Origin of the sequence: Amycolatopsis sp. cg9, from assembly GCF_041346945.1 — a bacterium.
GTDB lineage: Bacteria > Actinomycetota > Actinomycetes > Mycobacteriales > Pseudonocardiaceae > Amycolatopsis.
Window position 1 is genome coordinate 2,007,555 of record NZ_CP166850.1, and the last position, 20,423, is coordinate 2,027,977.

Here is a 20,423-nt window from a genome sequence, read left to right on the forward strand (position 1 = left end):
ATCAGCCCTTCGGACGCTTGAGGTACGCGACGTGCTGCTCGCCCGTCGGGTTCGGCAGCACGGTGACCAGTTCCCAGCCGTCCTCGCCCCACTGGTCGAGGATCTGCTTCGTCGCGTGGATCAGCAGAGGGACGGTCGCGTACTCCCACTTGGTGGCGCTCATGAACCGGGAGCGTAGCCAAGCGGGCAAGTGCGCCGGGGGCCGCCGCCGGAAAACGGCGCGCGACGCGCCGCCGTGTGGTTCATCTCACGCCGCTAGCGTTGGCCCGTGGATACCTGGCGCGTGATCGCGACGGCGCTGCTCGCGGCGGCCGGACTGCCCCTGGTCCTCGTCGTGATGGCGAAGGTGCGCGACCGGACGCAGAACTCCGGCCAGGTCGCCGTCGGCGGCGTGATCACCTTCACGCTGCTGGTCGTGGTGGGCGTTCTCACCCTCACCGTGCTGCCCGGCGCTGTGGCCTGGGCACTGGTCGCGGCGGTCGCCGCTGCGGTCAGCGTCATGCTGCTGGCCAGCTGAGAGCTGATTTAGGGTGAAGAAGTGACCACTCCCCATGCCGGCTGGACCGACGAGCTTGCCCGCGCCCGGCTGCACTTCGTCACCGGCAAGGGCGGGACCGGCAAGACGACGCTGGCCGCCGCGCTCGGCCTCGCGCTCGCCCGCGAAGGCCGCCGCGTGCTGCTCATCGAGGTGGAGGGCCGCCAGGGCATCGCCCAGCTCTTCGACACCGAGCCGCTGCCCTACGCCGAGCAGCGCATCGCCGCCGTGCCCGGCGGGGGCGAGCTGCGCGCGCTGCACGTCGACGTCGAAGCCGCGCTCCTCGAGTACTTCGAGATGTTCTACAACCTGGGCTTCGCCGGCCGGACGCTGCGGCGGATGGGCGCGATCGAGTTCGCGACCACGCTCGCGCCCGGTCTCCGGGACGTCCTGCTCACCGGGAAGATCAAGGAGTGCGTCGGCCGCACCGAGTCCGACGGGCGGCACACCTACGACGCCGTCGTCGTCGACTCGCCGCCGACCGGCCGGGTCGTCAAGTTCCTCGACGTCACCAAGGCGCTGACCGACCTCGCGAAGACCGGCCCGATCCGCGGCCAGGCCGAGGGCGTCGTGCGGCTGCTGCACTCCGGCGAGACCGTGGTCCACCTGGCCACGCTGCTGGAGGAGATGCCGGTCCGCGAGACCGTCGAGGCCGTCGCCGAGCTGGACGGCGCCGACCTGCGCCCGGGCGCGGTGCTGGTCAACCGGGTCAGACCGCCGCGGCTGCCCGCCCGCTCGGTGACCGCCGCCGCGGACGGCCGCGTCGACGCCTCCCGCGTCCGCGACGGGCTCGCGTCGGCCGGGCTGAAGCTGCCGCAGGAGACGCTCGAAGCGCTGGTCGACGAGACCGTCGAGCACGCCGTGCGGGTCGCCGCCGAGCAGCGGGCGCGCGAGCAGCTCGCCGAGGCCGACCTGCCCACCCTCGAACTGCCGGACCTGACCGACGGCGTCGACGTCGCGGCCCTCTACGACCTGGCCGAGGCCTTGACCGACCAGGGGGTGCGGTTGTGACCGACATCGACATCGACGCGATGCTGGACGACCAGGAAAGCCGCGTGATCGTCTGCTGCGGCTCCGGTGGCGTCGGCAAGACCACGACGGCCGCGGCGCTGGCGCTGCGGGCGGCCGAGCGCGGCCGGCAGACGGTGGTGCTGACCATCGACCCCGCGCGCCGGCTGGCGCAGGCGCTCGGGCTGCGCGAACTCGGCAACCACCCCAAGCAGGTGCAGGTCGAAGGGTTCGAGCCCAAGGGCGAGCTGTGGGCGATGATGCTCGACATGCGCCGCACGTTCGACGACATGGTGCGCGTGCACGCCGGCCCGGAACGCGCCGAAGCGCTGTTGAAGAACCCCTTCTACCAGACCATTTCCACGTCGTTCTCCGGCACGCAGGAGTACATGGCGATGGAGAAGCTCGGCCAGCTCGCGGCGACCGGCGACTGGGACCTGATCATCGTGGACACCCCGCCGAGCCGGTCCGCTTTGGACTTCCTGGACGCGCCGACCCGGCTGTCGTCCGCTTTGGACGGCCGGATGATCCGCCTGCTGACCGGCCCGGCGAAGGCCGGCGGCTGGGGCCTGCGCAAGGTCGTCAACGCCGGGTTCTCGATGTTCGCGAAAGCGGTGTCGACGATCATCGGCGGCCAGCTGCTGACCGACGCGTCGGCGTTCATGCAGGCCTTCGACAGCATGTTCGGCGGCTTCCGCGAGCGCGCCCGCAAGACGGCGGAGCTGCTGCGCTCGTCCGGGACGTCGTTCCTCGTGGTGGCCGCCCCGGAGCCGGACGCGCTGCGCGAGGCGTCCTACTTCGTCGAGCGGCTGTCGGCGGAGTCGATGCCGCTGGCCGGGCTGATCGCGAACCGGACGCACCCGGTGCTGGCCCGGCTGTCGGGCGCGGAAGCGCTCGCGGCGGCCGAGAACCTGCAGAACGCCCCGCTGGCCGAGGCGGTGCTGCGGCTGCACGCGGACCGCGTCGACCTGGCGGCCCGCGAAGAGCGGCTGCTCGCGCGGTTCACCCGGGCGCACCCCGAGGTGGCGCTGGCGCGGGTGCCCGCGCTGGCCGGTGACGTGCACGACCTGGCAGGTCTGCGCGACATCGGCGTGAAGCTCGCCGGCTGACGCGTCACTTTCACGTGAAAGCTGCGCCGGCGGCGGAGGTCGCGAATGACTCATTCGGGACGCCGGAGGTCGCGAATGAGTCATTCGCGACCTCCGGCGAACCGGGCTGAGCGGTGTGGGCGGCGCGGCAGCAGGTCCGCACCGCCCGCACCCGCTCAGCCGACCTGGACCCGCTCTTCCGCGTCGCGCTTGGCCGCATCCAGCAGGTCCGCCCAGCTCTCCACGTCGGGGCGGCGGCGGAGCAACGCCCGCCGTTCCCGTTCGGTCATGCCGCCCCAGACCCCGAAGTTGATCCGGCCGTCGAGTGCTTCGGCGAGGCATTCCGTGCGGACCGGGCAGCCGAGGCACACGGCCTTGGCCCGGTTCTGCTCGGCACCCCGGACGAACAGGCCGTCCGGATCGGCGTCCCGGCAGGACGCGTTGATTCGCCAGCTCGACTGGTTGGTTTCCATACCCCCAGCTCCCTACCCTGGTGATCGACGCACCAGCGGGGAAAGGCACTGCGCTCCCTGCCCCCGCGAGCGTGTCTCCCTCAGCTCACGTCGGTTACCCGGGCACCTCCCCGGTGCCGGTGCCGCCGTTCGGACCAGGCGAGCTCCCACTCGCGTTGATCCATCCGTCGGCTTTTCTTCGTGAGACGTTGACGGACTGTAGGGGCCCTCGGTTCCCCCCGTCGAGACCTAGAATGCCTTCCGTTACCAGATGTCACCGAAGGGGGTCGGTTTTGTCACTGAATTCACACTTGCGGAGACAGGGCGTCACCGTCGCCTGACTCGTTCCGGGTAGCCTGGCCCTCGTGCGAAAAGCGGATGGTTTGTTCAAGCTCATCGGCCTCTGCCTGCTCGCGGGGGTGCTCGTCGCCGGCATGCTCTTCCCGGTCGTGGGGGCGGCCGGTGTCATGTCAAACCAGGCCAGCGAGACGGTGGAGAAGACCTCCTCCGACCTCGCCGACATCCCGCCGCCGCTGGTGACGACGGTCACCGACAGCACCGGCAAGCCGATCGCGACCCTGTACGACCAGTACCGGCTGCCGATCACGCCGGACCAGATCAACGAGGCCATGAAGTGGGCGCTGGTCTCGGTCGAGGACAAGCGGTTCTACGACCACCACGGCGTCGACTGGCAGGGCACGCTGCGCGCGGCCGTCAGCAACAGCACCGGCGCCGACACCCAGGGCGCCTCCACGCTGACCCAGCAGTACGTCAAGAACTACCTGATCAACGTCGTCTACCGGACCGATCAGGTCGGCCAGAAGAAGGCCCAGGAGCAGTCGATCGCCCGCAAGCTCAAGGAAGCGCGGATCGCGATCCAGCTCGAGACGAAGCTGACCAAGCAGCAGATCCTCGCCGGTTACCTCAACATCGTCGAGTTCTCCCGGCAGATCTACGGCATCGGCGCCGCCGCGCACGCGTACTTCAACACCACGCCGGAGAAGCTGACCGTGCCGCAGGCCGCGCTGCTGGCCGGCCTGGTGAACAACCCGATCAACAACGACCCGTGGAAGCACGCGGACAAGGCGACCGCGCGCCGCAACCTGGTCCTCGACCGGATGGTCGAGAACAAGAAGCTGGCGAAGGCCGACGCCGACCGCTTCAAGGGCGAGCCGCTGGGCGTCGTGCCGGACTTCCCGGCGAAGCCGCCGGCCAACTGCATCGGCGCGGGCCCGGAGTCCGGGTTCTTCTGCCAGTACGTCGAGGACTACCTGCTCAAGTCCGGGATGACGAAGGACCAGCTCTACACCGGCGGCTACACGATCAAGAGCACGCTGGACGAGCGCGCGAACCACGAGGCGAAGGCCTCGGCCGAAGCGCAGGTCGACAAGACCCAGAAGTACGTCGCGAACACGCTGTCGCTGATCAGACCGGGCAAGAACCGGCACGAGGTGGTCGCACTGGCCGCCAACCGGGACTACGGACAGGACCAGGACGCCGGGCAAACGACGTACGCGCTGCCCGCGGGCGTCTACAACACCGGTGGCGCGGGGTCGACGTTCAAGATCTTCACCTCGGCGGCCGTCCTCGACAAGGGCATCGCGGGGATCTACTCGCCGGTCGACATGCCCGACTCCTACACCTCGCACGTGTTCTCGACCGGCAAGGGCGGGTGCAGCACCACGCCGACCGGGAAACCCGCCACGTACTGGTACTGCGTCGGCAACGCGGGCGACTACAGCCGGGTGGGTGCCAACGCGACGCTCCAGACGGCGCTGGCGACGTCGCCGAACACCACGTTCGTGGCGCTGGAGGACCAGCTCGGCAGCACCGGACCCGCCATCGACATGGCGAAGCGGCTCGGCCTGCGCGACACGATGGCGAGCAACACCGGCGGTGGCCCGGTCGACCCGAACGTCAAGAGCAAGAGCCAGAGCCAGGCGGAGGCCTACGGTCCCAACGGGAACAGCCCGGGCTTCGGCGCGTTCACGCTCGGGTTCAGCCCGGTGAGCGGGCTGGAGATGGGCAACGTCGCCGCGACGATCCTCTCCGGCGGGGTCTGGTGCCCGCCGACCCCGATCGCCGGGGTGACCGACCGCAACGGCCAGCCGGTGCCGGTCAAGGAAGCGCCGTGCGAGCAGGCCGTGCCCGAGGGCCTGGCGAACACCCTCGCCGTCGGCATGAGCAAGGACGACCAGCCCGGCGGCACGTCCTACGCCGCGGCCAACGGCGTCGGCTGGGACCGCCCGATCATCGGCAAGACCGGCACGACCCAGGGCAACGTCTCGGCGGCGTTCGTCGGCGGCACCCCGCAGCTGGCGGGCGCGGCGATGACGTTCAAGTTCGGCGGCGGGCAGGGCGGTATCTGCGACGCCGGCCCGGGCAACGTCCGCGTCTGCGGCGGCGGGGGCAACATCTTCGGTGGCAAGGCCCCGGCGCGGACGTGGTTCGGCGCGATGAAGAACATCCTGGACGCGAGCCAGCCGAGAATGGAACTACCGCAACCGGACCCGCAGTACATGGGCGGCCGGTAGCCGGAAGGGGGCCCGCGGGAAACCGCGGGCCCCTTTTCAGTTCCGCGGCATCTCCGAGAGGACCTCGGTGTTCCACCACTGGTAGAGCTTGTCCAGCTCGTCGTTGTTCGTCACCTTGGTGGAGAGCAGGATGCCGGCCACGAGGTTCTTCTTCTCCGTCCACACCAGCTGGGCCGGGTCGCCGAGGAAGCAGGTGAGGTACTCGCCGGGCACCGGGTTCGGGACCTCCGCGCGGTAGTACGTCCCCCAGATCTTCGGGTACTTGTCCGGCCGGCACGCGCCTTGGGCGTCGTTGCGGGTCAACCCCTGGGTCTTCACGACGTCCTGGAAGAACGCGTCCATCGCCGCCGCGTCCGGGAAGCGCAGGAACTTCGCGCCGGTCGGCTGCGGGAACATCACGTTGCCGATCCTGACGTCGCCGACGTTCGAGTCCGTGCACTCGGCCGCCGCGGCCGTTCCGGGCGGTGCGGCCGCGGGCACGCACGTGTACTGCCGGTAGACGGCGGGGAGCGCGTCGAACAGCTTCTGGTCGGCGGGGGCCTTCGATTCCGAAGTGGACGGTGTCGGCTCCGGGCTCTTCTCCGGCGACGTCGAGAGCGGCGGCGTCGAGACGACGGTCCTCGGCGTGATCGGGCCGGGGCCCGCCGTCTGCCCCTTGTCGCCGTTGGTCACGACGTAGGTGATCACCAGCGCGACCACGACGACGCCCGCCAGCGCGGCGCACAACGCGATCCAGCGGTTCCGCTGCGCCTTCGGCGGCCGGGGCGCGGCCGGGCCGACCTTGCCCGACGGGCCGGTGAACCGGGCGGGCTGCGGACCCGTCGGCGGTCCCGGGTACGCGCCCGTCGGCGGCCCCGGGTAGGGCCCGGTCGGGGACGGCGGAGTCATCGGCGCGGCCATCGCGGGCTGGCCGGGCGGGGTCATCGGCGCGGCCATCGCGGGCTGGCCGGTCGGGGTCATCGGCGCGGCCATCGCGGGCTGGCCGGTCGGGGTCGGCGGGCCGGAGAACGTCGGCGGTGGCGCGGTCAGCGTCGGCCGCGGTGGGGCGACCGGGCCCGGCAGGGTCTTCTGCCACGTCGGGATCGCCGGCGCCGGCGCGGTCACCGCCGCGCGGACGGCGTCGGCGAACGCCTTCGCCGTCGGGTAGCGGTCGGCCGGGTTCTTCGCCATCCCGTGCGCCACCACGGCGTCCAGCGCCGCCGGGAGGCCCGGCCGCACCTGCGACGGCACCGGCGGCGGCGCGGTCAGGTGCGCGCCCATCTGCGCGGCCGCGCCCTCGGCCGGGTACGGGCGGCGGCCGGTGACGCACTCGAAGAACACGCACGCGAGCGCGTAGACGTCGACCAGGCCGGTGATCGGGGCCTCGCCGAAGCGTTCCGGCGCCATGTAGTCGAGCGTGCCGATCACGTTGCCGGTGCCGGTGATCGACGTCCCCTCCGCCGTCATCGACCGCGCGATGCCGAAGTCCACGAGGTACACGAAGTCGGCGCTCGTCACGAGCACGTTGGACGGCTTGACGTCCCGGTGCACCAGGCCGTCCTCGTGGGCGGCGTCGAGCGCGCCCGCGACCTGCTCGACGATCCCGGCGGCCCGCTCGGGTGTCAGCGGCCCGTCCTCGAGCAGTTCCTTGAGGTCCTTGCCTTCGACCAGGCGCATGTCGAGGTAGAGGCGGCCGTCGATCTCGCCGTAGGCGTGGATCGGGATGACGTGCGGCTCCCGCAGCCGCGCCACGATCTGCGACTCGCGCCGGAACCGCGCGCGAAAGGCTTCGTCGCCCGCGTTCGGACCGGACAGCAGCTTCAGCGCGACCACGCGGTCGTGCGCGGTGTCGTAGGCGCGGTGGACCTCGCCCATTCCCCCTCGGCCGAGCAGGCCTTCGATCTTGTACGGCCCGAACTGCTCCATCGTTCTCCCCAACCCCCCGGTTGGTCACGCTGCAACTGGCCGGGCCTTCGCCCCGGGCCGGGGGCTTCGCCACCCGGAACCCCCGAAAAACATCTGTCTACGGGCCGACGCAAATGCTAATCGGCAGGTTCCCCACAACGGCGGCGAGTTCATCCAACCGTTGAGCACGTATCCTGGAGTCCGTGAGCACGCTCAGTAACACAAGCACGTCGGGGGCGACCGCGAAGCGCCTCGCCGCGGGGACGGTGGCGCTCGGCGTCGCGACCCTCGGTTACGCCGTCGGCATCGAACGGCGCCACTGGACCCTGCGCACCGCCGAACTCCCGGTGCTCGCGCCGGGCTCGCGGCCGTTCACCGTCCTGCACGTATCGGACCTGCACATGCTGCCGGGCCACCGCAGCAAGCAGCGCTGGGTCGCCGCGCTCGACGAGCTGAACCCGGACCTCGTCGTCAACACCGGCGACAACCTGTCGCACCGGACGGCCGTCCCGTCCGTGCTGCGCGCGCTGGGCCCGCTGCTCGACCGGCCGGGGGTGTTCGTCTTCGGCAGCAACGACTACTACGCGCCCAAGCCGAAGAACCCGGCCCGGTACCTGATGCCGAAGGGCAAGAAGAAGCGCATCCACGGCGTCCAGCTGCCCTGGCGCGACCTGCGCGCGGCGTTCGTCGAGCACGGCTGGACCGACCTGACGCACGTCCGCCGCACGATCGACGTCGGCGGCCAGGCGGTGTTCGCGGCCGGCGTCGACGACCCGCACCTGCGCCGCGACCGCTACCCCGACATCGCGGGCCCGGCCGACAGCGGCGCGGCCGTCCGCATCGGCGTGACGCACTCGCCGGAGCCGCGGGTCCTCGACACGTTCGCCACGGACGGTTACGACCTGGTGCTGGCGGGCCACACGCACGGCGGCCAGCTGCGAGTCCCGGGCTACGGCGCCTTGGTCACCAACTGTGACCTGGATCGCAGCCGCGCGCGGGGCGCTTCGCGCTGGGGCGCGCACATGTGGCTGCACGTCTCGGCCGGGCTCGGGACGTCGCCGTGGGCGCCGGCCCGGTTCGCCTGCCCGCCGGAAGCCAGTCTGTTGACGCTGGTCCCGCGCGGTTCGGAGCCCGCGAAGCCCCGAAAGCTGGCCCCGCGGAAAGCGCGAAACACCGTCCGCTAGACTTCTCCACGACCCGTTAAGCAGTACCTCGGGGTGTGGCGCAGCTTGGTAGCGTGCCTCGTTCGGGTCGAGGAGGTCGTGGGTTCGAATCCCGCCACCCCGACGAGTAAGAGCCGGTGTCTTCGGACACCGGCTCTTCTGGTTTCAGCGGGTCGCCGTGACTTCGACCCAGCACTGGCTGAAATCGCCGTCCCCGCCGCGGGTCCACATCCACGCCGAGCGGGCCGCGCTCGCCAATTGGTCGCGGTCGCGGCCTTCCTCCTTGAGCGCCGCGTCCAACCGCGCCTCCACGTACTTCGCCAGGTCGCGGTAGCTCATGTCCGAGCGGTAGCGGGCTCTCGACACGATCTCCGTGAAGCCCGCCGCCGCGCACTGCTCGGCGATCACCCGGCCCGCGAACGGGTTGCCGCCCGACTGGCGGCGCAGCAGGTAATGACCCCGGAGAGCCGCGTCGACGTTCGCCGTCTTGGGTCGCAGGCGTGCCTTGCTCCAGTCCGAAGTGGACAGCGCCAGCCTGCCACCGGGGCGAAGCACGCGACGCAGTTCCGCCAGCGCGTCCAGGGGAGCCGACAGGTGCTCGAACAGCGCGTGGGAGAACGCCACGTCCACGCTGCCGGAAGCGAACGGCAGGTCGTACGCCGACGCCACCAGGTAGTCCACTGTGGACCGCCCGGCGCGGCGGGCGGCCGCGCGGGCGAGCTCGACCTGACCGGCGTCGCGATCCACCCCCACCAGCCGGGACTCCGGCGCCAGGCCCAGCGTGATCGAGCCGGGGCCGCAGCCGAGGTCGACCACCCACGCGCCCGGCCGGAACAGGGGCTGGGCGAACGCCGCGCGCTCGGCAGCCGTGCGCGCGGACATCATCGAAACCGCGTCTCGCCCGTAGCCCGGCGCGTAACCCTCCAGCACCCCGCACACAGTACGGCCAGAAGGTGGCAGGATCGAGGGGTGAGCACGCAGTCAGCCAACCAATTCCCGCCCGCGGTGGTCCCGGACCGGCTGTTCGACGACGCCGAAGCCGAAGCCCGCTGGCGCGCCCGCTTCCACGCCCCGCGCATCTCCGTGCCCGAGTGGGCCCGCGACGCACCCGACGCCAACGTCTACATCTCCAACGCCAGCGGTGTCTGGGAGGTGTACGCCTGGAACCGCGCGACGGACGAGCACCGCCGCGTCACCGATCGGCCCAACGGCACCATGCACTCGACGCCGTCCCCGGACGGCGAGTGGATCTGGTGGTTCGACGACACCGACGGCGACGAGTTCGGCTCGTGGGTGCGCGAGCCGTTCGCCGCGACGGAGGGCAGCGAGCCGGAGAAGGCCGTCCCGGACGTCCACGACGGCTACCCGGCCGGGCTCGAGATCGGCGCGAAGCTCGTCGCGGTCGGCGTCTCCACCGACGACGGCAGCGAGCTGTTCGCCCGCATCGGCGGTGAGACGCACCGCTTCTACAGCCACGCGGACGACGCCGGTATCGCGTCGCTTTCCCGCGACGAGAGCCTGATCGCGATCTCGCACTCCGAGCACGGCGATTCGCGGCACCCGGCGCTGCGGGTGCTCGCCACCGACGGCTTCGGCACCGTCGCCGAGAAGTGGGACGGCGAGGGCAAGGGCCTGTCCGCGCTCGAGTTCTCGCCGCTGCCCGGCGACCAGCGGCTGCTCGTCCTGCACGAACGGCGCGGCCGCGAAGAGCTGCTCGTCTGGGACGTCCGCGAGGACACGGAGACCGAGCTCGAGCTGGACCTGCCCGGCGAGGTCGTCGCCGGCTGGTACCCGGACGCACGCGCCCTGCTGGTGGTCCACTTCCACGAGGGCCGCAATTCCCTGTACCGCTACGACCTCGACACGGCCGAGCTGTCCTCTGTGGACACTCCGGCCGGCCGGATCGGCGGCGCGGGCGTCCGCCCGGACGGCACGGTCGAGTACTCGTGGTCGAGCGCGGCCGAGCCCACCGCCGTGCGCTCGCGGACCACCGACGGCACCGACGCGATCCTGCTGGAGCCGCCGGGTGACCGGGCACCGGGATCCGAGCCGGTGACCGACGCGTTCGTCGAAGGCGTCGGCGGGCGGATCCACGCGCTGGTCTCCCGGCCGTCCGGCGCGCCCGAGGGTCCGCTGCCCACGGTGTTCTCCCTGCACGGCGGCCCGCACGCGGCCGACGAGGACCGCTTCTCGGCCTACCGCGCGACCTGGCTCGACGCCGGGTTCGCCGTGGTCGAGGTCAACTACCGCGGCTCGACCGGCTACGGCTCGGCCTGGCGCGACGCCATCGAAGGCCGGCCGGGGCTGACCGAGCTGGAAGACGTCGCCGCGGTGCACGACTGGGCGATCCAAAGTGGACTCAGCGACCCGGCGAAGTGCGTCGTCAACGGGGCTTCCTGGGGCGGCTACCTGTCCCTGCTCGCGCTCGGCACGCAGCCGACGCGGTGGGCGGCGGGCGTCGCCGGGGTGCCGGTGGCGGACTACGTCGCCGCGTACGAGGACGAGATGGAGCAGCTGCGCTCGTTCGACCGCGCGCTCTTCGGCGGCTCGCCGGAGGACGTGCCCGCGGTGTACCGGGAGTGCTCGCCGCTCACCTACGTCGACGCCGTCACGGCGCCGGTGCTCGTGCTGGCCGGCGACAACGATCCGCGCTGCCCGATCCGCCAGATCGAGAACTACCTGAACCGGCTCGGCGGCCGCGACCTGCACCACGAGTTCTACCGCTACGACGCGGGCCACGGCTCGCTGGTGATCGCGGAGACGATCAAGCAGACGTCGATCGAGGTCCACTTCGCCCTACGCGCCCTCCACCTCCACTGACCCACCCGCACTTTCACGTGAAAGTGCGGCCTCCAGGTCGGCACTTTCACGTGAAAGTGCGGCGTCAGCGTTCGGAGTGCAGGACGCCGCCGGTGGCCCAGTGGTCCGCGCCGATCTCGACGAGCGTGACCTGGACGCCTTCGGGCTTGCCGCCGCAGGTGCGGACGAAGGCGTCGGTCAGCTCGCGGACCAGTGCGCTCTTCTGGGCGGGGGTGCGGCCGGGGAACATGGCAACGCTGATCATCGGCATAGCGGGAAGCTAACACCACACCGGGACGGCCGCCGCGAACTGCGGGACGAGCCGCGCGCCGAGGGTCGCCTTCATCTCCGTCATCTTCTTGCCGAACAGCACCGACGCCCGCCCGTTCGCGATCGCCCAGCGCACCGCCTCGCCGTAGAAGTGGAAGTACAGGTTGGGCCGGCCGCCGTCTTCCGGCGGCAGGGCGCCCCAGTGCCGGGCGATCGGCAGGTCCGGGTGGTCGAGCAGGGTGGCCAGCGCGATCAGCCGCCCGGTGCCGGTGTCGCGGTACTCGATCACCGAGACGTCCGGCTGCCGCAGCAGCGCCGCCAGGTAGCCGGTGAAGTGCGGCAACGGCACGATCGGCACGTCGTGGTGCTTGCGCTCGTTGTACCGCAGCACCTCGGCGACGGCGACCGGGTCGGCGTCCGCCCCCGGCACGAACCGCACCTCGACCGACGGGTCGGCGTCGAAGGTCCGGAAGATCTTGCGCAGGTTCTGCTTCCGCTTACGAGCCAGCGAGTTCATCCAGTCGTCGCGGGAGCCGAACGCGGCGACGTCGAGCACCGCGATGTCCTCGGTCCGCCGCACCAGCCGGAACCGGCCGTCGACGGCGGGTACGCCCGGCTCGCCGACCTGCCGCACCAGCAGCCCGCGGAAACCGCGGCCGAGCTCGGCCCGCATGGCCGGGACGTACGCCTCGAGCAGCTGCGTGACACCGCCGTCGCCGCCCGCGTCGGCGAACCACCAGCCCGGCTGCGAACCCGCACCGGGGCCGCGGACGTCGAGACCGCCGAACCGGCCGCGGCCCGGGCCGGCGAACCGGTTCCGCCGCGTCCGGCCGGTGACCCACGCGGCGCTGACCACCCCGCGCGGTTCGGCGCCCTCGCGCAGCACGGTCACCGGTTGCGGGGTCCGCGCGGCCCAGGCCTGGGTGGCGAGCACCGGCCAGCTCCAGTCGGCGCGGAGCCCGGCCCGCGCGCGCAACGCCGTCCAGTACGCCGGTTCCGCGTCGTGGCGCGGGTCGAGCACGTCGATCACCACCGCGTCACCGGCCTCGGCACGACCACGCCGGTCATCGGGCTCGGGCTGAACCCCAGCGACGCCTTGAGGTCGGTGACCCCGCGGCCCAGCGACAGGAACTTCCGGTGGTTCTCGATCATGTGCCGCACTCCCCGCACGACGACGTCGAAGTAGAGGTGTTTCGGCCGGCCGCCGTCCGGCGGCAGCGCGGCCCAGTGCTGGTGCAGCGGCATCACCGGGTGGTCGAGCAGGTCGGTGAAGGCGAGCAGGCGGCCCTCGGCGTCGTGGTAGGTCGTGGTGACGACGTCGGGGCGGCGGACCAGCTCGCCGAGGTACTCGGCGGTGACCGGCCCGCGCTGGTCGAACTTCACCGGCCCCTTGGTCGCGCGGTGGGCCCGCAGCATCGCCGCCAGCTCTTCGGGGTCGAGGTCGTCCCGCGCGGTGCCCTCGCGGACGACCACCCCGGGGTCGGCGGCGATCTTGCGGATCTGGCCGCGCAGGCTCGAGCGCCGGTTGCGGCTCAGCGACGCGAGCCAGTCGTCGAGGTCGCCGAAGGTGTTCTCCAGCACCAAAGCGGGCTGGATGGGACGGACGAGCCGGCCGCGCCCGGCCACCAGCCCGGCGGTGTCCGGGGTGGCCGCGCGGTAGACCACGCCGAGGCAGCCCGGGCCGGTGCGCCGGCAGGCGGCCCGTTCGAACCGGCGCAGGATCTCGCGGCGCGCGGCGGCGTCGAGCGCTTCGGCGAACAGCCACGCCGGGTAGCACGACAGCCAGGCGTGCTGGACCTCCAGCCAGCGCGGCGTCCACCGCGCGACGCCGCCGACCGCGCCGGACTCGGCCGAGCCGCCGGGGTGGCACACCATCGCGAGCACGGCGGCGACCAGCTCTTCGCCGTCGCTGACGACGGTGAGCAGGTACGGGCTGCGCGAGTACCGCGACTCCGTGCACAACAGGCCGTAGTCCCAGGTCAGCGGCGCCTGCTGGGCCTCGAGGAAGGCGGCCCAGCCGGCGGGTTCGGGATCGGTGCGCGGGTCGAGCACCCGGACGGTCCAGGTCATCGGCCCAGCACCGGCCTCGGCGCGGCCACCGAGAACAGGCTTCGCGTGCCGAAGCCCAGCGCCTGCTTCTCGGGCAGCATCGCGCGGCCCGCGGTCAGCTCCGGCCGTCCAGCGGCGATCATGTGGGCCACGCACCGGGCGTAGCAGTCGACATAGAGACCCTTCCGGCCACCGTCGGCGCTCGGGAGCGCGGCCCAGTGGTGCACCGCCGCGCCGTCCGGGTGGTCGATCATCGTGTTGAAGCCGAGCAGCCGGCCGTCGCCGGCGCGGTAGGTGCGGGTGACGACGTCCGGCCGCCGGACGAGCGCGTCGAGGTAGGCCGGCGCGATCGGGCTGCGGGTGTCCAGGTGCAGCCCGCCGACGCGCGACCGCTGGCCGCCGGCCCACGCGCGGTCGTCCTGCCGCGCGCGGTGGGCGTTGAGCAGCACGGCCAGCTCGTGCGGATCGAGGTCGGTGCGCCCGGCCGCCGCTTCCGTGGCGACGTCCGGGTTCAGGTACCGGCGGACGTCCGGCGCGAGCGCCGCCGCCCATTCGTCCACAGTGGAATAGCGGTTGACCAGCACGGCGGCCGGGTCGATCTCGCGGCTGACCCGCGCCCGGCCTTCCAGTGCCGGGACCAGCTCGGGGTTCATCGCCCGGTAGATCACGCCGAGCAGGCCGGGGCCGACGTACTCGCGCAGCGCGCGTTCGAACTGGCGGATCGCCGTGCGCCGGTCAGCGAAATCGTCGTCGAACACGCACGCCGGATAGCCGCTCAGCAGCGGGAGGTAGACCTCCGCCCAGCGCGGCCGGAACCGGCCACCCGACACCGGCCCGAACGTGCCCGCGCCCCAGCCCCGGCACACCATCACCGACAACGCACCGACGACCAGCGAGCCCTGCCGGACCACGGCGAGCACCGGCGGGTTCTTCGCCAGCCACGCCTCGCGGCGCAGCAGCTCGTAGTCCCACACCGGCGGCAGGCACCGCGCCCGGAACGCCGCCCAGCCTTCCGGCGGCGGGTCGACGCGGGGGTCGTGGACGTCCACTTGCGACACGGCGACGACGGTCTTCACCGGCCCAGCACCGGCCTCGGCACGGCGGCCGTGTAGACCGGCCGGGGCCGGAACCCCAGCTCCTGCTTCAGCTCGATCATGCCGCGGCCGGCGGACAGCTCCCGGGCTCCGCGCTTCGCGGTGAAGCGCACCGCCCGCACGTACGAGTCGAAGTACAGCCACTTCTTGCCGCCCGCGGCCGGCGGCAACGCCGCCCAGTGCTGCAGGACGGGGGTGTCCGGGTGGTCGAGCATGGTCTGCACGGCGATCAGCTTCCCGCCGGTGTCGGCGTAGGTCAGGGTGTGCACGTCCGGCCGCCGGACGAACCGGTCGAGGAAGCCCGCCGACGGCATCGTGCGGGTGTCGAGCGCCAGCCGCCCGTACCGCTCGCGGTGCGCCTGGATCAGCCCGGCCAGTGCGGCGCCGTCGAGGTCGGTGCGGCCCGGTCCGCCGCGGATCACCAGGGAGGGGTCTTCGGCGAGCCGGCGCCGCTGCCGCCGCAACCCGGCCCGCCGCGACTTCGACAGCGACGCGATCCAGTCCTCTTCGGACTCGAACCGGTTTTCCAGCACCGCCACCGGGTCCACGCGCTTGACGAGCCGGCCGCGCCCGCCGAGGCCGGTGGCGAGGTCCTCGCCGAGCGCGCGGTGGACCACGCCGAGCAGGCCGGGGCCGAGGCGGCGGCCCAGTTCCCGCTCGAACCGCCGCACCAGCGCCGCGCGGTCGGGCACCCCCGGGGCGAACGCGATGCCCGGGTAGCCGCTGAGCCACGGCTGGCAGACCTCGGCCCAGAACGGCCGCAGCAGTCGCTTCCCCGGCCGCGGCGCGAACCGCGGGGCCAGCCGGGGCCGGCAGACCAGCACGGACGCCGCGGCGACGAGGTCGTCCCCGTCGGCCGCGACGACCAGCAGCTGCGGGTTGCGGGCGCCCCAGGCTTCGAGGCCCATCACCCCGTAGTCCCACACCGGGTGCAGCCGCGCGGCCCGGGAGAACTCCGCCCAGCCCGCGGGCGCCGGGTCGGCGCGGGGATCGTGGAACGCGAACCTCATGCCAGGACGACCGGGGTGCCGTGGCGCGGGCAGAACGCGATCTCGCCGGGTACCCCGCCGGCCGGGACGACGTCCACGAACCGCGGGGAAGCCTGGCGCAGCAACGTGAACGCGAGGCCGCCGGCCGTCTGCCGCGCGTAGACGTGCGGCCAGTCGAGGTGCCACCGCCCGCAGTCGCCCAGCGCGCCGAGGTACCCGAGCACCGGGTCGTGCAGCACGCCGTACGGACCGGCGTCCAGCGAGTCGAGTTCGCGGTGCGGCACGGCCTCGACGCGGTGGTCCTCGGTGAACGCCGCGATCGCCTTGTCGTCACCGACGGCGAGCACGCGCCGACCCCGGTTCAGCACGGCCGCGACCTCACGCAGCACCGACGTGCTCGGCGCGTCCGGATCGGCGACGCAGCCCCGCACCCCCTTCGGCAGGTCGGCCGGCGGGCGCAGGTCGTCGGGTCCCAGCAGGACGACCAAGCTGCCGGGACCGGGACGGCGGGCCGTCCGCAGGACCCGCCCGAGCCCGCGCGCCGGCTCGGGCCGCCGGGCGCCACCGGCGAGCGGCACGAGGTCGACCAGTTTGCGCACGGCTTCCGCGAGGGGTACCGCGCCGCCGTTCGTCCCGGTGCGCCCCGGCACCACGACCGGGTCCTCCCGGCCGTCGAGCGCCCAGTGTTCGCGGTAGAACGGCACCGTCGCGAACGCCGAGCGCACCGCCCGGACGTAGGCGGCACGCCACACGACCCCCGCCCCCAGATTCCACATGGCCGGGGAGTCTGCGCCACCGACCGGCCCGCGGGGAAGGACTTGGCCGTCAGGTCACCCCAAATGCCGGATAGGTTACTACTTTGGTCTGGGTCTGAACGGTGGAATTCGTAGAACTACCGTCGCCGTTCCCCGATCCGTCTGCTTATAACTCCCGCCACACCGCAATCGGCAAGCGGTCTTACCGGATCCGGCTGGGGGATTCATGATCACAATTCACACTGTCGGTGACCGCGCGGACACGAATTCGACACACCGACCTGAGCAGCACAGATGACCACCCCTTTCCCGGGGCCGGCCCACAGTGGACTCACCGTAGTCATTCCGTGCTTCAACGAAGTCGAGAACGTCGAACCGTCCTATCGGGAAATAACCAACGAACTAGGCCACTATTCACTGGAACTGTTTTACGTCGATGACGGGAGCGTCGACGGAACGCTGGACAAGATCCGCGCGCTCGCGGCCGCGGACCCGCGCGTGCGGTACTTGTCCTTTTCCCGGAACTTCGGTTTCGAAGCGGCTTTCTCGGCCGGCTACCGCTACGCGTCGCAGCCGTGGGTCCTGCACGTCGACGCCGACCAGCAGTTCCCCGCCGCCGAGGCGGAGAAGCTCGTCGCGGCGGCCGAGCTGGGCAACGACGCGGTGTTCGGCGTCCGCACCAACCGCCAGGACCCGCGGCTGCGGCGGTGGGGCACGGCCGCGTTCCACTTCCTCGGCCGGCGCGTGCTGCGCATCGAGATCCCGCCGGGCGCCACGGCGTTCCGGCTGGTCCGCGCGGAACTGGCCCGCAAGATCGTCGACCTGCGGCTCGGCACGCCGTACTTCCTGGCCACGGTCCCCCGGCTGACCAGCCGGTACACCTGCGTCCAGGTCGCGCACCGGGCCCGCGAGCGCGGTGAGTCCAAAGTGGGCTTCGGGTTCCTGGCTTCGCACGCCATCGAACTCTTCGTCGGGTTCACCCGGCGGCTCACGACAGCGGCGTCCGCGACGGCGTTGCTGGCCGCGGGGATCGCGGTGCTCGCCGGCGGCGCGGCGGCGTTCGGCCTGCTCGGTGCCGGCGTCACGGCGACGCTGCTGTTCGCGCTGCTCGCGGTGCTCCTGCTGGTGGCGTCGCTGACCGTGCGCTACCTCGTCGTGGTCGGCGCGGGTCAGCCGCGACCGCGGCAGTTCTACGTCCGGGAAGCGAACGTCGTCGTCGACGCCGAGGACCGGCTCTTCACCCCGGCGGACCCGGCGGGTCCCCGGCTCATCGATGTGCAACTGGGGAAAGGCGTTTCGGCGTGACGAGTTCGAAGAAGGACCCCGCGAGAACCCTGGTGATCCTGGGGGGCGCGGACGGTTCGGTCAGCACCTACGAGCGGGCGCGGGAGCTGGGGTTCCGCACGATCTGCGTCGACGTCCGGCCGGGCGCACCGGCGGTGGCGTACGCGGACGAGTTCCTGCAGGTCAGCGTGCGCGCACCGGAGCAGATCGCGGCGGCGCTGGAGGGCCGCCGCGACCTCGCGGGCGTGCTCTGCCCGGCCAGCGACGTCGGTCTGCCGGCCCTGGCGTGGCTGACCCGCCACTGGGACCTGCCCGATCCCCTGCCGCAGTACGCGGTGCAGGCGTCGACGGACAAGTCGGTGTTCCGCGCGCTGTGCGACCACCTGGGCCTGCCGAGCTACCGCAGCGTCGACGGCCGCCCGGGTCCGGAGCTGATCCACGCGGCCCAGCAGCTGCGCTTCCCCACGCTGGTCAAGCCGGTCGACTCCTCGGGCAGCCGCGGGGTCGTCTCCTGCCCGGGTCCGGGCCGGCTGACCCGGGCGTTCACCGAGTCGCTCGCGTTCTCGCCGTCCGGCCGCCTGGTCGTGGAGGAGCACCTCGACGGCTCGCACTTCACCATCGAGGCGCTCGTCGTCGACGGCCGGATCGTCTTCCACGCCGTGACCGAGCGGGTGCTCACGCCGCCGCCGTTCTTCGTGACGTCGTCGCACCTGCTGCCCGCCGAGCTGCCCGCCGACGTCGAGCTGAGCCTGATCGAAGCCCTCGACCAGATCTGCACCGAGCTCGGCTACCGGACCGGGCCGCTGACGCTCGACGCCGTGCTCGGCCGGGACGGACGGCTCTACCTCATCGAGATGGGCGCGCGGATGGGCGGCAACGGGCTCGCCGAAGCGATCGCGCACTGCCACGGCGCCGACCTGATCGCGGCCGGGATCGCCGCCGCCACCGGCGACGAGGTGCGGCTGGACCTGCACGAGCCGAAGCCGACGCTGGTGCACATCCTGGCGTCCGACCGCGGCGGTCACCTGTCGCGAGTGGACGGTGCCGACGACGTGCGCGCGATGCCGGGCCTGGTCGGGCTGCACCTGTTCGCCGACGAGGGCTCGTTCGTCCGGCCCTACGAGCAGGCGGGGCACAAGCTCGGGTACGTCGTGCTCACCGCCGGCTCGGTGCCGGAGCTGCTCACCGCGGAGAACGCCGTGCGCGGCACGCTGAAGTTCCTGCTGCACGACCAGGACATGGCGGTACCCCTGCCGTGACGGGCTCCTCGGTCACCACCGCACCGGCCGTGGCGGCGCCGCGGCCGGCGGTGGTGCTGCGCCTGCTCGCCGGCCGGGGCGTGTTCCGGCTGGCGGTCCAGGTGATGGGGCTGGTCCTGATCACGGCGTGGGGCGCCCGCGACTACGGGCGCTTCGCGAACGCACTCGGCTTGATGACCTGGCTCAACTTCGTGCCGGCCGCGGCGGAGAAATCCGCGTTGAAGAGCCTGCCGCGGCTGCACCGGACCCGGGACGCCGTCGCGGCGCTCGCGGTCCGGCTCGCCGCGGTGCCGGTGCTGGCGGTGCTGGCCGCGACGGCCGTCGCGCTGGTGGTGGCGCCGCGTTCCGACGCGGCGCTCTACCTGACGGCGGCGGCCTGGTCGATCTCCGGCGGGCTGCTGATGACCGTGTCCGGGCTGCACCGGCTGCGCGACAAGTCCGCTTTGGACGCGCTGGCGTTCGCCGCGGGCTCGGTCGTGGTCGGCGTCGTGACGTGCGTGACGTGGGCGGTGCGCTGGCCTCCCGAGACGCACCTGGCGGTGCTGCTGGGCGGGCTCCTCGTCATCCTCGGCACTTCGGCCGCCCTGCTGCCGCGTCCGTGGCTGCGCGGGGGCGGGGTGCCGGGCCACCGGTTGCTGCCCGCGTTCGGCCGCAGCACCGTGCTGCTCGGCTTGACCGAGCTGCTCGACGTCATCTCGACGTCGGTCGTGTTCGCGGTGCTCGCGCTGTCCGGCCGGACCACCGACAGCGGCCCGTTCTACCTGGCGCTGCTGGTGTCCAGCGCGTTCTGCTCGCTGCTGTACTACCAGCTCAAGCTGCACCAGCCGGCGGCCTCGCGGCGAATGCGCGGCACGGGCGCGGCGGCCGGGCGGGCGCGGGCGGTTTCCCTGCTGCGGCTGGTCGAGCGAGCCGGGATCGCGGTGGTCGTCCTGCTCGGCGCGGGTCTCGCCATCCCCGGGACCCGCGCCTTGCTCACCGCCGAGGACGCGTACGTCGTCCTCGGGGTGCTCGTGCTGGTCGAGACGGCGCTGTACGCGACCGGGCTGTACGCGGGCTTCCTCATCGAAAACACCAACAGCAAGGTGCTGACGCTGACGTCCGGCACCGCCGTCGTCTCGCTCGTCGCCACCGCCGTCGGCGCGGCGCTGCTCGTCCCCGTCCTCGGACCGGTCGGCGGGTTCGCCGCGCTCGTCCTCGCGCTCGCGGTGAAGGCGGCCGTCCTGCGGCGCCTGGTCCGCCGGCACTGAACCACTGGGAGGA

The 20,423-nt window shown here is 72.5% G+C and carries 19 protein-coding genes and 1 tRNA gene; 10 read left to right on the forward strand and 10 right to left on the reverse strand.

Going from position 1 to position 20,423, the window contains the following annotated elements:
• Nucleotide 1 precedes the first annotated feature (1 nt).
• The gene (locus AB5J73_RS09280; RefSeq protein ID WP_086679227.1) at nucleotides 2-163 is read right to left on the reverse strand and encodes a DUF4177 domain-containing protein; all 162 of its coding nucleotides are present in this window, start codon (nucleotides 161-163) and stop codon (nucleotides 2-4) included.
• Between the two features lie 105 nt (nucleotides 164-268).
• On the opposite strand from AB5J73_RS09280, the gene AB5J73_RS09285 reads away from it, so the two are divergent.
• From AB5J73_RS09285 to AB5J73_RS09295, 3 genes are read left to right on the forward strand one after another with little or no spacing between them, the layout of a single operon-like run.
• A complete protein-coding gene (locus tag AB5J73_RS09285; protein WP_370969290.1) occupies nucleotides 269-517 on the forward strand; it encodes a hypothetical protein in 249 nt (82 codons plus the stop codon).
• A 21-nt stretch (nucleotides 518-538) separates the two neighbouring features.
• Nucleotides 539-1,546, forward strand: a complete 1,008-nt coding sequence (locus AB5J73_RS09290) for an ArsA-related P-loop ATPase (protein WP_370969291.1) — start codon at nucleotides 539-541, stop codon at nucleotides 1,544-1,546.
• A gap of 20 nt (nucleotides 1,547-1,566) precedes the next feature.
• Nucleotides 1,567-2,652, forward strand: a complete 1,086-nt coding sequence (locus AB5J73_RS09295) for an ArsA family ATPase (protein ID WP_370973033.1) — start codon at nucleotides 1,567-1,569, stop codon at nucleotides 2,650-2,652.
• A gap of 155 nt (nucleotides 2,653-2,807) precedes the next feature.
• Here AB5J73_RS09295 and AB5J73_RS09300 read toward each other — a convergent pair whose 3' ends face one another.
• Complete coding sequence (locus tag AB5J73_RS09300) at nucleotides 2,808-3,104, reverse strand: WhiB family transcriptional regulator (protein ID WP_370969292.1); 297 nt, start codon at nucleotides 3,102-3,104, stop codon at nucleotides 2,808-2,810.
• 344 nt (nucleotides 3,105-3,448) lie between these two features.
• Here AB5J73_RS09300 and AB5J73_RS09305 point away from each other — a divergent pair, with 344 nt between their 5' ends.
• A complete protein-coding gene (locus AB5J73_RS09305) occupies nucleotides 3,449-5,617 on the forward strand; it encodes a transglycosylase domain-containing protein (RefSeq protein WP_370969293.1) in 2,169 nt (722 codons plus the stop codon).
• Nucleotides 5,618-5,653: 36 nt separating this feature from the next.
• On the opposite strand, the gene AB5J73_RS09310 is transcribed toward AB5J73_RS09305, so the two are convergent.
• Nucleotides 5,654-7,522 carry a protein kinase gene (locus AB5J73_RS09310; protein WP_370969294.1) on the reverse strand — a complete coding sequence of 623 codons (1,869 nt, stop codon included), beginning with the start codon at nucleotides 7,520-7,522 and terminating at the stop codon, nucleotides 5,654-5,656.
• A gap of 182 nt (nucleotides 7,523-7,704) precedes the next feature.
• Between AB5J73_RS09310 and AB5J73_RS09315 the strand changes: the two genes are divergently transcribed.
• Together AB5J73_RS09315 and AB5J73_RS09320 are read left to right on the forward strand one after the other, a co-directional pair.
• Nucleotides 7,705-8,685, forward strand: coding sequence for a metallophosphoesterase (locus AB5J73_RS09315; RefSeq protein WP_370969295.1), 981 nt, complete (start codon nucleotides 7,705-7,707; stop codon nucleotides 8,683-8,685).
• A 29-nt stretch (nucleotides 8,686-8,714) separates the two neighbouring features.
• A tRNA-Pro gene (locus AB5J73_RS09320) sits at nucleotides 8,715-8,788 on the forward strand.
• A gap of 41 nt (nucleotides 8,789-8,829) precedes the next feature.
• On the opposite strand, the gene AB5J73_RS09325 is transcribed toward AB5J73_RS09320, so the two are convergent.
• Nucleotides 8,830-9,594 carry a methyltransferase domain-containing protein gene (locus AB5J73_RS09325; protein ID WP_370969296.1) on the reverse strand — a complete coding sequence of 255 codons (765 nt, stop codon included), beginning with the start codon at nucleotides 9,592-9,594 and terminating at the stop codon, nucleotides 8,830-8,832.
• A 39-nt stretch (nucleotides 9,595-9,633) separates the two neighbouring features.
• Here AB5J73_RS09325 and AB5J73_RS09330 point away from each other — a divergent pair, with 39 nt between their 5' ends.
• Entirely contained in the window at nucleotides 9,634-11,484 is a 1,851-nt protein-coding gene (locus AB5J73_RS09330) for a prolyl oligopeptidase family serine peptidase (RefSeq protein ID WP_370969297.1), read from the forward strand.
• A gap of 64 nt (nucleotides 11,485-11,548) precedes the next feature.
• On the opposite strand, the gene AB5J73_RS09335 is transcribed toward AB5J73_RS09330, so the two are convergent.
• The 6 genes from AB5J73_RS09335 to AB5J73_RS09360 are packed head-to-tail and all read right to left on the reverse strand — an operon-like array spanning nucleotide 11,549 to nucleotide 16,590.
• Nucleotides 11,549-11,734: a tautomerase family protein gene (locus tag AB5J73_RS09335; protein WP_086859558.1), complete on the reverse strand. Its 186-nt coding sequence runs from the start codon at nucleotides 11,732-11,734 to the stop codon at nucleotides 11,549-11,551.
• 9 nt (nucleotides 11,735-11,743) lie between these two features.
• Entirely contained in the window at nucleotides 11,744-12,766 is a 1,023-nt protein-coding gene (locus AB5J73_RS09340; protein ID WP_370969298.1) for a GNAT family N-acetyltransferase, read from the reverse strand.
• Nucleotides 12,760-13,803 carry a GNAT family N-acetyltransferase gene (locus AB5J73_RS09345; RefSeq protein WP_370969299.1) on the reverse strand — a complete coding sequence of 348 codons (1,044 nt, stop codon included), beginning with the start codon at nucleotides 13,801-13,803 and terminating at the stop codon, nucleotides 12,760-12,762. The genes AB5J73_RS09340 and AB5J73_RS09345 overlap by 7 nt, the downstream gene beginning before the upstream one ends.
• Nucleotides 13,800-14,831, reverse strand: a complete 1,032-nt coding sequence (locus AB5J73_RS09350; RefSeq protein WP_370973036.1) for a hypothetical protein — start codon at nucleotides 14,829-14,831, stop codon at nucleotides 13,800-13,802. Before AB5J73_RS09350 ends, AB5J73_RS09345 begins: the two co-directional genes overlap by 4 nt.
• Nucleotides 14,832-14,854: 23 nt before the next feature.
• Nucleotides 14,855-15,886, reverse strand: a complete 1,032-nt coding sequence (locus AB5J73_RS09355) for a GNAT family N-acetyltransferase (protein ID WP_370969300.1) — start codon at nucleotides 15,884-15,886, stop codon at nucleotides 14,855-14,857.
• Nucleotides 15,883-16,590 carry a hypothetical protein gene (locus AB5J73_RS09360; protein ID WP_370973039.1) on the reverse strand — a complete coding sequence of 236 codons (708 nt, stop codon included), beginning with the start codon at nucleotides 16,588-16,590 and terminating at the stop codon, nucleotides 15,883-15,885. The genes AB5J73_RS09355 and AB5J73_RS09360 overlap by 4 nt, the downstream gene beginning before the upstream one ends.
• Nucleotides 16,591-16,914: 324 nt before the next feature.
• Here AB5J73_RS09360 and AB5J73_RS09365 point away from each other — a divergent pair, with 324 nt between their 5' ends.
• The 3 genes from AB5J73_RS09365 to AB5J73_RS09375 are packed head-to-tail and all read left to right on the forward strand — an operon-like array spanning nucleotide 16,915 to nucleotide 20,410.
• Nucleotides 16,915-17,925: a glycosyltransferase family 2 protein gene (locus AB5J73_RS09365; protein ID WP_370969301.1), complete on the forward strand. Its 1,011-nt coding sequence runs from the start codon at nucleotides 16,915-16,917 to the stop codon at nucleotides 17,923-17,925.
• Nucleotides 17,922-19,163: an ATP-grasp domain-containing protein gene (locus tag AB5J73_RS09370; RefSeq protein WP_370969302.1), complete on the forward strand. Its 1,242-nt coding sequence runs from the start codon at nucleotides 17,922-17,924 to the stop codon at nucleotides 19,161-19,163. Before AB5J73_RS09365 ends, AB5J73_RS09370 begins: the two co-directional genes overlap by 4 nt.
• Nucleotides 19,160-20,410, forward strand: a complete 1,251-nt coding sequence (locus AB5J73_RS09375; protein WP_370969303.1) for a hypothetical protein — start codon at nucleotides 19,160-19,162, stop codon at nucleotides 20,408-20,410. Before AB5J73_RS09370 ends, AB5J73_RS09375 begins: the two co-directional genes overlap by 4 nt.
• The last annotated feature ends 13 nt before the right edge of the window (nucleotides 20,411-20,423 follow it).

Coding starts and splice junctions, on each gene's coding strand:
- AB5J73_RS09365 (WP_370969301.1), top strand. CDS start 16,915: ATGACCACCCCTTTCCCGGGGCCGGCCCACAGTGGACTCACCGTAGTC.
- AB5J73_RS09355 (WP_370969300.1), bottom strand. CDS start 15,886: ATGAGGTTCGCGTTCCACGATCCCCGCGCCGACCCGGCGCCCGCGGGC.
- AB5J73_RS09295 (WP_370973033.1), top strand. CDS start 1,567: ATGCTGGACGACCAGGAAAGCCGCGTGATCGTCTGCTGCGGCTCCGGT.
- AB5J73_RS09280 (WP_086679227.1), bottom strand. CDS start 163: ATGAGCGCCACCAAGTGGGAGTACGCGACCGTCCCTCTGCTGATCCAC.
- AB5J73_RS09300 (WP_370969292.1), bottom strand. CDS start 3,104: ATGGAAACCAACCAGTCGAGCTGGCGAATCAACGCGTCCTGCCGGGAC.
- AB5J73_RS09345 (WP_370969299.1), bottom strand. CDS start 13,803: ATGACCTGGACCGTCCGGGTGCTCGACCCGCGCACCGATCCCGAACCC.
- AB5J73_RS09335 (WP_086859558.1), bottom strand. CDS start 11,734: ATGCCGATGATCAGCGTTGCCATGTTCCCCGGCCGCACCCCCGCCCAG.
- AB5J73_RS09310 (WP_370969294.1), bottom strand. CDS start 7,522: ATGGAGCAGTTCGGGCCGTACAAGATCGAAGGCCTGCTCGGCCGAGGG.